The following is a 13,816-nucleotide window of genomic DNA, read 5'->3' on the forward strand; positions in this document are numbered from 1 at the left end:
ATGACTACTCTTGCCAGCTTTGCGAATCCGATTTCTGTTATTCAACGCTCACCAACCAGTGGGGTGTTTGGCACAAATCAGTTCGTAGGAGACAAAGAGGGATTTGTACAAAAGGTGCTCGGAAAGTGGTACTGCAATCCAGGGAATACCATTCCCGTTGAGAGCATGTCCCACCTTGAGCAGGCGGAGAAACTGTATGACTTCTATGTCAAGTATCTCCAAGTGAAAGAAAAGATCTCTGTGAACCTTGGCCGGGTGCTGCATAAGCTGTACAGCACTGGTTCTATCAAGGAAGCAGAGATCGTGCTTGAAGCAATAAAAGCTCAGGCTGGCGTAACAGCTTGAGCAATCTACTAACCCTAAACCGGGTGCATCCGCCCGGTTCGGGACGTGGTGCGCCCCCAAACTATTTGGAGTGCATCATGGAAAAACATAACCTCAAATCCGGATTCAGCATCTATTTCGCTGACGTCCATTTCGAGAAACAAGTCTACGCATTCGGCTCAGGACTTGGCTTCACCTCTGTGATTTACGCCTACTCGCTGGGCCGAGATCCGGAAGAAGCTGAGAAGCTGGCGCTTGAAAAGTACGACTCTGACGAAACGAAGGTGAAGAAGGTGCATGTCAATCTGGCTCGCAGCCAGGACATCAACCGCTACACCTTCCCTGAACAAATGGCTGGCTTTGCTAATGCCATTCAGTCTCACGGCATCGCTGTGAACTGAGAACCACTTTAAACCCATCGGGGCCATTACTTCCCGATTGGGACGGTAGTGGCCTCTCAACCGAAAGGAGAGAGCTCATGGCTACTATCGTAAACACCAAGTTAGGAGAACATCGAGGCAAGAAGCGCGTCTGGCTGGAAGGCCAAAAGCTACTGCGTGAAGGTTACTATCCTGGCATGAAGTATGATCTGGAGCTGAAAGATTCCCAGGTTGTGCTTCGCGTCAAAGAGGAGGGTAAGTTCACCATCAGTAAGCGCGAGCGCAATGGCCGGGTGTCTCCAATCATCGATCTGACCGTGCAGGAGCTTGCTACCGTTTTTGACGGTGTAGAGATGCTCCGCGTGTTCATCCGTAACGGCGCAATTGTGATCTCTGCTCACCATCAACAAGAGCGAGTGATCGAGCGCGTCAACCGGCTTATCAGTAAGCTGGAGAATGGAGAATCGCTTTCGGTATGCAGCCTCTTTCATGGGGGTGGTGTGCTTGATAAAGCGATTCACGCCGGTTTTCACAAGGCGGGAATTGCCAGTGCCATATCTGTGGCCGTGGAGATGGAAGGGAAATATCTCGATTCGTCTTTGGCAAATAACCCGGAGCTTTGGAACGAAGATTCTATTGTTATCGAATCGCCAATCCAGGCTGTGAATCTCAGCAAACGCCCACCACAGGTGGATGTTTTGATGGGGGGCATACCGTGTACCGGCGCGTCAAAGTCAGGTCGCAGTAAGAACAAGTTGGAGTTTGCCGAATCGCATGAGGCGGCAGGTGCCATGTTCTTCAACTTCCTGCAATTCGTAGAAGCGCTAAACCCAGCCGTTGTGCTGATTGAGAACGTGCCTGAGTACCAGAACACCGCTTCGATGGAAGTGATTCGTTCGGTGCTCTCTTCGTTGGGTTACTCCCTACAAGAGCGCATTCTCGACGGCAATGAGTTTGGGGTTATTGAGCGCCGCAAGCGTCTTTGTGTTGTTGCGCTTTCCCACGGGATCGACGGGTTTGAACTTGAGAAGGTTCAGCCTGTTCGCACCAAGGAAAGTCGCATACAGGACATCCTGGAGCCAGTTCCGCTCGATTCTGAACGTTGGAAGTCATTTGACTATCTGGCTGAGAAGGAGTTGAGAGACAAAGCTGCTGGCAAGGGGTTCTCTCGCCAGCTTCTGACTGGCGACGATGAGTTTTGCGGCACCATAGGTAAGGACTATGCAAAATGCAGAAGTACCGAACCTTTCATTGTTCATCCAGAACAGCCGGAGTTGTCTCGCATCTTTACACCGACAGAACATTGTCGAGTGAAAGGGATACCAGAGGAACTCATCCAAGGTCTGTCGGACACTATTGCCCACCAGATTCTCGGGCAATCGGTAGTCTTTCCCGCGTTCGAGGCTTTAGCCCTCGCATTAGGGAACAGCCTGTGGAGCTGGGTTGGAATGATGCCAATCATGGTCGAAGTCGTGGATGAATCACAGCCGGTGATCGGTGGTGAAGACTTCCATTGGGCAACGGCATTGGTTGACGCAAAGGGCACTCTCAAGCTGTCACCGGCAGCGAAAAAACAGGGGATGCCCTTCAACATTATGGATGGTCAATTGGCTGTCTATTCACCTAACGGAACTAAAAAGAGCTGCGGCCATGAGCCTTGCGAATATCTCCCGGTAATGATGTCCGGAGACGCAATCATGGTCACTTCATCTTTGGTTCATTAGTAACTCACCGGGGCAATGCCGAAAGGCCTTTGCTCCGGCCTATCCGAAAGGAGAGTAATCATGAAAATCGAAACTGTTGTGCCTTTACCTCCCGAGGATTCAGGCCTTCAACACTGCATTGCCAGGTTCCATAACCGCAACATGGATTCCAAGCGAAAAGACAAGACCCGTTTTTTCAGGAGGGAGCCGGTTATGATCGTAAACCCAGAGACCAAAGCAAAGGTTCTCCGGTATGCGATGGGCAACCCTGGGAATTTATCCATCACAAAGCTGGCGGTCGCGCTGGATTACGATGCGGTAGATGCTCTGGGTGTTCGTTTTAAAGACACTGTAAATCTTGAGGTTCGCAGAGCCAGGCGCTGGGAAGTCTGGCAGTGGTTCTGGAACCATCCGGATCAAAGTGTCCAACTGTCAATCAAATTGGGCGTGGTTGGCGCTGTGTTGGGAGTCATGGGCTTCCTGACTGGCGTAGCTCCGTACCTCTTGGGATAAACCAATAAAGCCGTTAACGGGCAATGTAAGTCCGGAGACGGCTTGCATTGCTCTCTCGAAAGTGGAGAGTCAAATGAACACATTAGAACAACTTGTAAATCAGAGAGTGCTTGAGGAAGGTCTGAAAAAGGCGAAGCCATTGGCCGCGCAAATGGGGCTTGAATCTGTACCTGATGAGATGCTTGAAATGATCTGCCCAAACTTGAACTACTCTGGGCAGTTTACGCCAGCTCTGTACGCGAGATTTCAAAGCGTAAAGCGATTACTGAAAGAGTTGTCGGAACAAACCTCACCTAAGCACGGGCATATTGTGAAGTTTACCAACCAATATGGGAGCTACGATGAGTCAGCTTTGCTGTTCAAAGAAGGCGACGTCAGAAACCAGAACTTGGTTGCTTGTGTGGGCGGGAAGACGCTAAATCTCGGAGAGCTAGAGCTTCGAGATTATGGGCTCAATATGCACATCGGTTGCGGTGGACCATTTGAGCCGATCTCAGAAGCGCAGATTCAGTCCTTGTCTGAGTTTGACTTCTATGAGACGACCTACAGATTCTGGGGCCAGAATCCATGTGGAAACGGGATGATAGACATCACCGTCCCTATGAAACGTTGGTTCTTGACTGTGTAGCTTCAACCTGAGTGCGCCGAGAAATCGGCGTACCGGCCCCTTAAAAAGGGTAATCAGCGCAGGGGGAAACCCCGCGCTTTCCCAAGCATCTCGGTTTCCCAGGGTGCTTCGGAAAGTGCCTTAGGCGCTCAAGTGCGGTAGCTGGCTGCCAAAAACAAACAGCAAATTATCAACCCTGACGGGAGCACCTCCTGTTAGGGGGGCTCCGTCATAAACTGAACGGAGATATAGCATGTCTAAAAACGTCAACGATGTTTTTTCAAACCGAACTTCTTTGGAATGTACTGTAAATGCAGCGCTGGATCGTCGTATCGGTCTGCGTGTCGGGTTCCCTCATTACAGAGAAGGAGCAAACGGTGTGGTTTGTGAGATCGAAGCAGAGTACCCATTGCTCAACACTCATTCGAGTGTTGCATGGCCCCTGCTCGATGAACTCAACAGTTACACCATCCAAAAAAACCAATCGCTCATTGATCACATTGATAATGCGGTCGCTGAACTGTTGAAACACAAGGCTCGTCTACAGCTTGATATTCAAAAGCTGCAAGACGGTGACATTGATCTGGTGAAACAGGCCAAGCAGCAATACGAAGACAACCAGATGTCGAGTAGCAGCTAGTTCAGGTCTGATAGCCAGGATTCAATTTTAACCCTACCGGGGTGCTTTCCCGGAAGGGATGGGCACCCTGCTAATCCAGGAGGCCCTATGCAACAAACATTAAACTTTGATCTATCAGAACAACCCATCCCAGTGCTTTTGCGTGGGGATAAGTGGGATTCTGTTTGGTCAGAACTGACTGATAACGAGGATTTGAACTTCGTTGATGCCAGTAGAGGAACCAGTCTGTCATCGTTGATCACGTCATCGGTTGAGTCCATTCACACGGCCTTAATTGATGGGTGGACCATGATGATCGGCTATTCCAGTGGTAAAGATTCTGAAACGGTCTTGCACCTGTTCCTGATGGCCCTGATCCGGGCTGTAAGGAGTGGGGCGACCATCAGCCAGCACCACTTCATCTTGCACACTGACACACTGATCGAAAGCCCAGAGGTAAGGTGGCTGGCGGATCAGAAACTGGCCGAGCTGGAGCGTTTCATTGCGAAGGAAAACCTTCCTCTGACCATCGTTCTAGCAAAGCCTGGGATCTCGCAGAGTTGGACGGGCCGAATCCTTACTGGGAGGGGGTTGCCTACGTTTTCCAACTCCACGGCCCGCCAGTGTAGCCAGGATTTAAAAATCACCTCTGCCAAAAGAGCGAAGGCAGCTTATATGCGAGAGCTTCCCAAAGAGGTTCGACAGAAAGTCTGCCTTTTGCTGGGCAGTCGTGATGCTGAAAGCACTATTCGTGCGGCCAACATTGCAAAACAGCGAGGAAGCTCAGATCGCGTCATTAAGACGAAAGATGGGGGTGAGCTGTATGTGGTGAAAAACTGGTTGGCGAGTGATGTCTGGGAGTTCTTACTATCCGCTGGCATGGGCTCAGCATATCCTCTGCCAAGTTACTTGGAGAGCAATGTCACTACGGCAGAGCTTTACAAGGCGGCAACAGGGGAGTGCGTGTGGTCGGCAACAGAGAAGAAGGCCAGTGACGCCTGTGGCGCTCGCTTCGGTTGCTGGGCTTGCCAGGCTGTTGGGTTGGATAAGTCAATGGAGACGTTGCTTGCCACGGACCCTGAAAGGCATGGCTATATGTCGGGGCTGAACCGCATCCAGCGCTACTTGGCAAAACGCCGGTACGCATGGGAAGACCGCCATCCCGTAGGTCGAACGATTTACGAGGGCGGATACATCAAAATACAGCCGGACGTTTACAGTCCTGTTTTCCTAGAACGATTGCTTCATGTCTGTTGCAGCATGGACTACATGGAGCAAAAGAGAGCTGATGAGCTGGCATACAAGCTGGCTACTGGTCAAGCAGAGGATAACGACTGGAACCGTCGAATGGCAGAGCCACAATTCCGGATCATATCGGAAGAGGCTTTAGTCCATATCGACTTCATGTGGGCCTTCCATCATTTCAATGATAAGCCTTTCCATGCCCTGGAGATTTACCACAGGGTTTGGTCGATGGGTGATCTGGACTTGCTGGAAGACGAGCCGCAGTGTGAAACCGTTCCTCAGTCACCAATTCCGAAGCCATTGTGGTTGAAGGTTGGTCGCTGGGGCGATGGTTCGCTTTCTGATGGCTTGGCCGATCCGTTAGCGGAAATGGCTTACTTTGACGGCGGGGATGACCCGTTGGCAGCGCAAGTGATCAATACCGCAGACGGAAAGAGAAGGGTGGTTTGCTTCGCAGAAGATGATGAAGTGAAAGTCGATCCCGACTCCGCTGCGTTCATCATCTGGAACGAATACCCGCGACTAAGGGAGTCTGTACTGAAGGGACATTATACGCCCGGTAGTGCAGCGCAGTTCTACCTTCGGTTCGGAGCAATCCAGCTTGCGAAAGGAAAAGGCGCTTTGTATCACCGTATGATGCAAAGAGGTCAAACCTACCACCAGATGGGCCTTACAGGGCTACAGACGATGGAAGGAATCCAACAGCGCAAGGATGTCAAAGTGCTTAGCGATGCTAAGTACAAAGATCTGGTGAAGCGAAAAATCAAGGGAAGACTGGCAACGGTACGCTGGTGGGTCAACTTGCACTTAACGTTCAAGTACCATCTGCACCACCGTACTCCGACGGGGTTGTTCATCGAGAAGCAACTTGACCAGGAAGCAATGGAAGAACAGAAACGGCATCAGGAGCGATGGTTTAACTACGTGACTGACGCGATGCTTTGTTACTCCAGCGCATTCTGTATGAGCGTCATGGAAGGGCGAGAGGGGAGCGGAAACGCCAACATTCGTCGTTACATGGCCGCGACCAGAAGGAAGGCTTATACGGCCCTCTGCGAGCTCTTGGACAATACTGACGCCCAGTGGGTGAATGATGTGGTCCAGAGTGCCGTAGGGCAGTATGAGGCGATACAGGCAGCCCTAACCGAAGGTTCCGCGCTTGCTATCTATCTCGACTGGATCAACCTACTGTCAAAACGCCATCCAGCCTCTTTGGAGCGACATGTCAGAACGATGATCAAGGCGGTTCAACGCTTACATCGCCGCGACGACACAGAGTTGCAAAGAGGACAGCAAGGCTTGTCCTTGGCCGCATAAAAAGCCCTCCTTCGGGAGGGCTTTTTCTTTTGCACCCCAAAAGGGCAATTACAGCGTTTTACCCTTTTAGGTGGCTGTCATACTCTTTGTTCATTGTCAGCGCTTGCTGGCTATAACGGTAGCTGGCCCAAAACAGCAATAACCTAACCCCTCGGGAGGAAACCCCTCCTGGGTTCTCTCCCACAAACAAAGGAGAGAAGCATGAGCCTAGACAAGTTAAGTCGGCTGGTGGACCAACAACGAAAGACCCAGGATGAAATCGACAATGAAATCATTCTGGCCGTCAAAGAGGTGTTGGCTACAAACTCAGTCGGTTTAGCCCGTGAGCTTGTTGGGGGTGTCCCGCAAGATCATCCATTCCATCCGTTTTTACTCGCTATAGCTAAGCAGCTTGACCCGAGATAACTAAGTAACCCAACCGGGTACACCAAGGCCCGGTCGGCTTTGGTGTACCTCCAACCAATTTTGGAGGCACTATGTCTAATTCAAATTTCGGCTTTCTAGCTCTGGCCTTGCGCCAACGCCTGATCAAACGCTGGTCACTGATGCACTCTGTTCAACCGGAGTCTGTGTTGGAACACAGCGCTGTTGTTACCCTGCTTTCCTACCTGGCTGGCAATATTGCCATTCAGCAAGGGAAGTCGGTGGATCTGGCAGTCATGCTTGCTCATGCTTCGTTGCATGATGCAGCCGAGGTTCTCTGTTCGGATGTTGTAACACCGGTCAAGAAAGCAAACGCTGTTTTGCAGCGTGAGTTTGAACGACTGGAAAAGGCCGCAGAGGACAAACTCATCCAGACTCTTCCCGAAGAACTCCAGGATGCAGTCGCCATAGCCTTCGCTCCCGGTGGCTATGAACAATCACTGGTTAAGGCCTGTGATACCTACTCCGCTTACATCAAGTGCAAACTTGAGGTGGCCGCAGGTAATGGCCTTGAGTTCCAGGATGCTCTCAGCAAAATGGAACGTGTTGTTGCTCAGGTGAAATCGGACTTCCCGGAAATCGACGCTCTGGACAAATGGTTTGGTAACGGACTCGGCCATTCAGTAGATAAACTGCTGGCAGGGGGTAACGATGACTAATCCAATCCCTGGCGACATCAAGATTAAGGACTTTGGCCGCGACCGGAAATTCCGTTCGGTTGATGAGCTTCAAAGCACTTTGTCAGAACAGTACAAAGGTCAGCATGTCAGCATCGTTTACCCTGCAAAGCCCAGCGGTTTACTCCGCACGGTTTTTGTCAGTGTCGATGATGCTGGTGGCGTGAATCGAACCTATGGGGACCAGTCTCCTGTCGATTTTTCTGCCATCAAAGATGACCTGTATGTACCAAGTGACCTGTAGGAGAGCACTAGCTATGGTGGTGATCATCGTAAACACAGGACACTATGAGTTTATCGGCCTTGGTGAGACCCACGGACAAGCCACAGAAGGGCTTTTGAAACGCTGGGACGAACACTGCGAACGTAATCCGGATGCTGAGTCTGGTTACATGCAGGAGCTGATAGAAGAAGGAAGCGCACAAGTTGTCGAGATGGAGCCCGGCTCCGCCGTAATTTACGGACTTGACGGCTAAGCCTTCTCAACTAACCCACTCGGGCGCATCATCCCGAGAGGGTGTGGTGCGTCCTAACCAAAAGGAATGCACTATGTCTAACTTTGAACAAGCTCTGGAGCGTACTGACGGTAAAACACTGATTCTCAGCAATGGGAGTAAGTGGGCAGGCCAAGACCCGGACAGCATTCAGACTTTACTGGATGTCCTGGGTGACAACGTTCTTGACCCGATGTTTGAGCAGTATCACTGTTATCGCCCATACCCGTTTGAACCAATGGTGAGGACGGGGCGAAATGGCGAAATGTTCCAGCCTTGGCTTGGGGCAGCCTGCTTCTTTGGGAACTTCCTGACCGTCTCTCATGTTTTCAACATCATCACGAAAGATGACGGTGTTGTTGAGGCCTTAACAGAGGCGATCCGGAAGAATATGGCGACTGAACAGTACCAGCAGAATGCCTATGAGCGTTATGCCGGTTGGTTCTACGCTGAAACCAGCGAAGGGTTAAGGCTAGTCTCTCCAAGTGAGGCTGCCGACATCCGAGCTGGCGCAGTTTCAAAGCTGCGTTACCCAAGAAACTTCGAGGTTATGAAAACTGCGGTTCTCAAAGGTCCTCGATTTGATACTGAATTAAGCCGCAAGGCTTCTTAACCCAAACATTAACCCCACGGGGGACATCGGTCCCTGAGGGGATGGTGTCTCCCTCTGAAATTAAGGAGATACCAATGATTAAACAGCATTTTCAAAACGAACTGGTTAAGTGTGGATACCCGGATGATCTGACGATTGAGTACAGTCTCGGATACTGCCAGGGGGATGGCGTAGCCTTCTACGGGGATTTGAGCGTTGATGACGTCAAAGCTCTCATGAATCGCCTATTCAGCACTGAGCCCGGCCAAGTGGATGCTGTCAGCCGCGTGAAGAACCTGATGGCACAGAAAGACATTGAGAATATGCTTTCTGTCCTCCGCGAATATGGTTCCTGTGACCTGTCCATTACTCGGAATAGTCACGGGCATCACTACAGCCATTGGAACTGCATGAACATCGACGACAACGTGGACTTCACAGGGATCTTCCCTGATGATGATTCCATGATTGGCACCGGCATTGAAGGGATTAACCAGGATATGGTCGAGCGCTGGCAAGACCTCTGGGAACGCTTTGTGCTGGAGCTGGCGGATGATGTAAAAAGTCTTTCCAAGAAGCTCGAAGCGGACGGGTACTCGCTGATCGAGGCCTCTCCATGCGAAGATGAAGTGGTTTGGGAACGGGCCACTGAAAACTACCTGGTGCGTGTTACTGAACTCCCTGAGCGGGATTTCGATATGGGCCACTGGGATGACGAAGTAAGAGACCAAACAATTTGTTCTATCCTGGAAGGGAAAGAGCGAGTGCTTGGCCTACGTGTTGAGGTACTCTCTCGTGAAAACGAGATTGTCCTGGGTGAAGAGAGTCTGCACGGCTTGACCGTTGCCAGTGATGACAAGAGCTACGCTGGCTACAGACGAGAACTTCTCCGGGGCGCTATCCAGCAAACCAGGGACTTTTTCTCTCGCCACCTCAAAGCGGCATAACAAGGCAGGGGGAAACCCCTGCTTTACTTCCCAAGTCTTCTTACTCATGGTTAAGCCATCAGTAAGCAGATTTTGTCCTCCCTGAGGGCGAAAGCGTGCGATAGCTGGTCGCCAAAAACAAACAGCAAATTAACGTTAATTTATTAATCCCTGCGGGAGTCTATCTCCTGCTGGAGATACCTCCCGTTATTTCTGGAGGTATCCATGAACAAATTCCAAGACTTTAAGTTGGTTTATCGTCAAGGTGGTCGTCGCTTAGAGCGTGTCTTTAAGGACACTCTTTACGCGAATGTGAATCGTGTCGCTGACTCGTTTCCTCCGACCGTTCTTTGGCGCATTCAGCCAGCGTAAAACTCGGAACCTTAAAGCTCGGCTTTGGCCGTGACCTTTCAATAACCCATGCGGGTACACTTCCCCGCACGGGGTAGGTGTACCCATTAACTTTGGAGTACACCTTATGAACCAAGTAGCTAAATTGGACCTCGCCCAAATCCGTCAACAAGCCATCAATGATGGTCTGCTGGTGGACCAATCTTCCATCGGTAAACAAGCTGGTTTCCTGACCAATGTGGCAGTGACCCCGGCAATTGTCGATGGAGTATTTGGTGCAGATGGTAAGCACTCGGTAGAAGACTTCCTTTTCATGTTTTTGCAGCTTTGTGTTGCTCAAACAAAGGTCGCTTTTACCGACAACAAGAATTGGGGAAAGATTCGTCTTTATTACCCCATGCCCACTGTAGATGGCTTTTTCAAACCCACTGAGGTTGTGATTAAGTCAGATCCTGTAACCGCAGATGTCACAATCATGATGGCCTCGGAAGATGGCACTCATTTGTGCTTGTGATATTCACAAAATTCGCCTCCGTTTCGGGGGCGACCTTTTTAAACCCCTCGCCGGGGAGTTCTCCCCGGCTGGGGAGCCTCCTTGGCACATTCTCCCGGTGTCGGGGTTTCCTTAAAACCCTGGCGACGGGGGTTTAAGGAAGCCTCGATGCTGGGGTTCACGCTAAGGAGAAAACCTATGTCTTACTACAAAGCTGACACCGTTCGTGAAGCTGCAAACGGAAACTGGCTATTCATCCTGGCGGCCCTAGCGCCCCATCTTGAACCAGCTCTCCGTAAACCTGGTCGTCATGTTTCTTGTCCTATCCACGGCGGGAAAGATGGCTTCCGACTGTTCAAGGATGCCCACCTGACTGGTGGCGGCGTATGCAATACATGCGGTGCCAATCATGATGGTTTTGAGCTGCTGATGTGGCTCAATAACTGGGACTTTAAACAGTGCCTGAGCGAGGTTGGTGATTATCTGGGCGTTGAGAAAGAGCAACCCCAGTATCAACAAGCCGCTGCACCGACACGAGCTCCTGTCCAGGCCAAAGCGCCTGTTCAGCAAGAGCCTATGAAGGTGAATAACAAGGTTCTCGATTCCAAGAATCGTAAAAAATCCATTGCCGGTACTCTGATTGCCCACGGTAAAGCTCCTTATGAGCATAACGAAGACAACGAGCTCAGCTACTTTGCCTTCATCCGTGACAAGAGCGGTTTGGAACGCACCATCTGGGGCGTGGATCTTGAAAGAGCCATTGGTGAAAGTGAAGCCAAGTATGGGGATGAGATCGTCATGACAAACCTCGGGCGCGAGCCTGTAACTGTCGTCGTTGAAGTTAAGGACGAGCAGGGGAATGTTGTGAGAGAACAACCTATGCAAACGCATCGCAACACCTGGCTGGTGGAACGTCGCGGCGCTACGGTAACGCAGTTCCGCGCTCGCTCGAACGGTGGTGTTGAGCCGGTGAGTCACCATGTTGAGTCGGCCCCTGTGGTCAACCGCACGGTAGAAGCTCCGGCACCGCAAGTACAACATGCGGCCACACAACCGGAAGAGCAAAGCAGCGAAAACAAGCCGAAAGTTGTTCCGATGTTTCGTGAACAACCTAAGCCTTGGCTGCTTGAGCTCCAAGAAGAAATGGAGAAGAGAATGGAGCGCGAACGCGCTTACAGTGCTCGTCTCCGTGAGAAAATCGAGAAGGTATGGAACGAGTGTTTGCCGTTCTCCAGTCATGTGACTGAGCCAATGCGTCTGTACTTCAAAAACCGCGAGCTTCTGTTCAAGGTTGATGAAGTAGAAAAAACAGACTGTCTGCGGTTCAATCCGGCTATGGCCTACTACGACGAAGATGGCAATGAAGTTGGGAAATTCCCGGCTATCGTCTGCGCTATCCGAGATGTGGAAGGCAACCTGGTAACGCTCCACCGCACCTATCTCACCCAAAACGGTAAAAAAGCCAAGGTCGGCAACGCCAAGAAGATGATGCCCATTCCTGACGGTTTGGATGTCAATGGCGCGGCCATCCGCCTCGGTGAACCGACTGAGGGTATCCTGGGTGTTGCAGAAGGGCTGGAAACAGCCCTGTCAGCTTATCGAGTCACTCAAATCCCGGTTTGGTCAACGGTCAATGCGACCCTGATGGAGTCCTTCGAGGTTCCAGAAGGTGTTCACACCGTACTGATCTGGGCTGACAAAGATAAGTCTGTGACTGGTGAGAAGTCAGCGAACGTGCTGAAAGCCAAGCTGGAGAAGCGCGGCATTCGTGTGTACGTCCTGCTGCCTAAACTCCCGATCCCGCCCAGAGCGAAAGGGATTGACTGGAACGATGTCCTGATGAGTCAGGGAAGCCTCGGTTTCCCGAATGCTCGCTACCTGCGCGATTTCATTGCGAGAAGGAGAGCTGAGTATGGCCGTCATTGATGTCTCGAAGGTTGATACAACGCCTGGTAACGACGCGGTGTGCCCCTTTTCTCCCCCTGAGGGGTGGGAGGGGGACTCTGCGGCCTACGTTGAGCTTATGCGGTCTCGGTATCGTCATCTGATGCACGGCCAGAGAATGATGGTGACAGCCTCCTTCGCAAGAAGGGAGCCTATCCAAGTTACTGGCCCGTTTGCTGATGAAGCGACGAAGATCATTAACTCAATGAAGATGAACAAGGCGAAGCCAACAGCTTTGTCTGCCTAAAACTTTAACCCTGAGGGGGTGTTCATGCCCTCTCGGGCATGATTCGCCTCCTCTTCAACTATGGAGGTAATCATGAAAAAGTTTTTGCGTATTAAGACGTGGTTTGTGCGTCTTTTCTCTCCTGACAAGAAGACTCTGGGAGCTATCGGTGAAGACCTGCGTAAGGTCGCCGTAACAGCCATCGGTGTCGGTATTGTAGGATTGGCTGTATCTGGGGACACTATAACCGTCAAAGAAGCCGGTTTGGTGTTGGTCATTGGGGTTATCCTGTGGATCTATGGTATAATCTTAACCAAGGTCAGCAATTCCTAAGGGGGTCAAATGGACGCTTTCACATTAGGCATGTTGGGGTTGCTCATTTTTTTCACTGTCGTCACTGGCGGCAGTCTGTATCTCTACCATGAGAAACAGAAGGAAAAAAAGCATCACAACGCCTAAAGAGTAACTGCGATAATGAACGTAAAGGCCAGCAATAGCTGGCCTTTTTTTATACTTGCAGTTTGAAGTGTTACATGTCACGATGAAGTTGGTGTGACATGTAACGGTAAAGGTGTTTTTTTGAAAGTATCCAATGAAGATGCTCAGGCTACGGCGATCTATCTCCTCAGAGCTGCTTCGCGCCCAGCTTTCTGGCGTGACGTCCCATTCGATAAGAAACTTGAAGCCGTGGACAGCCTGAACAGCATGGGGCGATCACCATCAGAACTCACTGAATGGATTAATAAATATCTGACAGCAGAGCAAATCAATAAACTCGGGACATCAATTAGGCAACGTCGCAGAAGGGGATATGGTGTTGGTAAAAGCATAACTATAAGCGATAAAGCCCACAGGATTTTGAAGCGGTTGGCAGAAGTCGATGGTTGCAATTTGTCAGAAGTGATAGAGAAACGCCTAGCCCGAGCTTATAAAAATACTTGGGACCACAAATAGAGTGGCACTAGGGGTTGCATTTTTAAAA

The 13,816-nt window shown here is 50.8% G+C and carries 20 protein-coding genes; all 20 read left to right on the top strand.

The features are described 5' to 3' along the window. The 20 genes from P2E05_RS20670 (at nt 1) to P2E05_RS20765 (ending at nt 13,788) form a co-directional block, all read left to right on the top strand. The gene (locus tag P2E05_RS20670; protein WP_000209093.1) at nt 1-345 is read left to right on the top strand and encodes a hypothetical protein; all 345 of its coding nucleotides are present in this window, start codon (nt 1-3) and stop codon (nt 343-345) included. A gap of 77 nt (nt 346-422) precedes the next feature. Next, nucleotides 423-725 carry a hypothetical protein gene (locus P2E05_RS20675; RefSeq protein ID WP_000410925.1) on the top strand — a complete coding sequence of 101 codons (303 nt, stop codon included), beginning with the start codon at nt 423-425 and terminating at the stop codon, nt 723-725. 77 nt (nt 726-802) lie between these two features. After that, a complete protein-coding gene (locus P2E05_RS20680) occupies nt 803-2,428 on the top strand; it encodes a DNA cytosine methyltransferase (RefSeq protein ID WP_000201432.1) in 1,626 nt (541 codons plus the stop codon). Between the two features lie 60 nt (nt 2,429-2,488). Next, the gene (locus tag P2E05_RS20685) at nt 2,489-2,920 is read left to right on the top strand and encodes a hypothetical protein (protein WP_000687894.1); all 432 of its coding nucleotides are present in this window, start codon (nt 2,489-2,491) and stop codon (nt 2,918-2,920) included. 73 nt (nt 2,921-2,993) lie between these two features. Next, complete coding sequence (locus tag P2E05_RS20690) at nt 2,994-3,548, top strand: hypothetical protein (protein ID WP_001093868.1); 555 nt, start codon at nt 2,994-2,996, stop codon at nt 3,546-3,548. Nucleotides 3,549-3,780: 232 nt separating this feature from the next. Continuing rightward, nucleotides 3,781-4,167 (top strand): hypothetical protein, encoded by a 387-nt coding sequence (locus tag P2E05_RS20695; protein ID WP_000042274.1) that lies wholly within the window; start codon nt 3,781-3,783, stop codon nt 4,165-4,167. A gap of 87 nt (nt 4,168-4,254) precedes the next feature. Next, a complete protein-coding gene (locus P2E05_RS20700; protein ID WP_001187970.1) occupies nt 4,255-6,708 on the top strand; it encodes a phosphoadenosine phosphosulfate reductase in 2,454 nt (817 codons plus the stop codon). 201 nt (nt 6,709-6,909) lie between these two features. Continuing rightward, on the top strand, nt 6,910-7,113 hold the full coding sequence (locus P2E05_RS20705; RefSeq protein ID WP_000050848.1) for a hypothetical protein: 204 nt from the start codon (nt 6,910-6,912) through the stop codon (nt 7,111-7,113). Nucleotides 7,114-7,184: 71 nt separating this feature from the next. Then, nucleotides 7,185-7,790, top strand: coding sequence for a 5'-deoxynucleotidase (gene yfbR / locus P2E05_RS20710; RefSeq protein WP_000071870.1), 606 nt, complete (start codon nt 7,185-7,187; stop codon nt 7,788-7,790). Next, on the top strand, nt 7,783-8,052 hold the full coding sequence (locus tag P2E05_RS20715) for a hypothetical protein (RefSeq protein ID WP_000184110.1): 270 nt from the start codon (nt 7,783-7,785) through the stop codon (nt 8,050-8,052). The genes yfbR and P2E05_RS20715 overlap by 8 nt, the downstream gene beginning before the upstream one ends. Before the next feature lie 13 nt (nt 8,053-8,065). Then, nucleotides 8,066-8,284, top strand: coding sequence for a hypothetical protein (locus tag P2E05_RS20720; protein ID WP_000260293.1), 219 nt, complete (start codon nt 8,066-8,068; stop codon nt 8,282-8,284). A gap of 73 nt (nt 8,285-8,357) precedes the next feature. Then, nucleotides 8,358-8,915, top strand: a complete 558-nt coding sequence (locus P2E05_RS20725) for a hypothetical protein (protein ID WP_000064432.1) — start codon at nt 8,358-8,360, stop codon at nt 8,913-8,915. A gap of 74 nt (nt 8,916-8,989) precedes the next feature. Beyond that, the gene (locus P2E05_RS20730; protein ID WP_000595210.1) at nt 8,990-9,841 is read left to right on the top strand and encodes a hypothetical protein; all 852 of its coding nucleotides are present in this window, start codon (nt 8,990-8,992) and stop codon (nt 9,839-9,841) included. A 204-nt stretch (nt 9,842-10,045) separates the two neighbouring features. Continuing rightward, a complete protein-coding gene (locus tag P2E05_RS20735) occupies nt 10,046-10,192 on the top strand; it encodes a hypothetical protein (RefSeq protein ID WP_276123116.1) in 147 nt (48 codons plus the stop codon). A 106-nt stretch (nt 10,193-10,298) separates the two neighbouring features. Further along, complete coding sequence (locus P2E05_RS20740) at nt 10,299-10,685, top strand: hypothetical protein (protein WP_001077335.1); 387 nt, start codon at nt 10,299-10,301, stop codon at nt 10,683-10,685. Nucleotides 10,686-10,862: 177 nt separating this feature from the next. Then, a complete protein-coding gene (locus tag P2E05_RS20745; RefSeq protein WP_000122923.1) occupies nt 10,863-12,590 on the top strand; it encodes a DUF7146 domain-containing protein in 1,728 nt (575 codons plus the stop codon). Continuing rightward, nucleotides 12,577-12,855, top strand: coding sequence for a hypothetical protein (locus tag P2E05_RS20750; protein ID WP_000268337.1), 279 nt, complete (start codon nt 12,577-12,579; stop codon nt 12,853-12,855). The genes P2E05_RS20745 and P2E05_RS20750 overlap by 14 nt, the downstream gene beginning before the upstream one ends. Nucleotides 12,856-12,927: 72 nt before the next feature. After that, a complete protein-coding gene (locus tag P2E05_RS20755) occupies nt 12,928-13,167 on the top strand; it encodes a permease (protein ID WP_000714162.1) in 240 nt (79 codons plus the stop codon). A gap of 9 nt (nt 13,168-13,176) precedes the next feature. Next, a complete protein-coding gene (locus tag P2E05_RS20760; protein WP_000338626.1) occupies nt 13,177-13,293 on the top strand; it encodes a hypothetical protein in 117 nt (38 codons plus the stop codon). 120 nt (nt 13,294-13,413) lie between these two features. Further along, nucleotides 13,414-13,788: a hypothetical protein gene (locus tag P2E05_RS20765; protein WP_000868821.1), complete on the top strand. Its 375-nt coding sequence runs from the start codon at nt 13,414-13,416 to the stop codon at nt 13,786-13,788. Nucleotides 13,789-13,816: the final 28 nt, after the last annotated feature.

The organism is Providencia stuartii (assembly GCF_029277985.1).
Lineage (GTDB): Bacteria > Pseudomonadota > Gammaproteobacteria > Enterobacterales > Enterobacteriaceae > Providencia > Providencia zhejiangensis.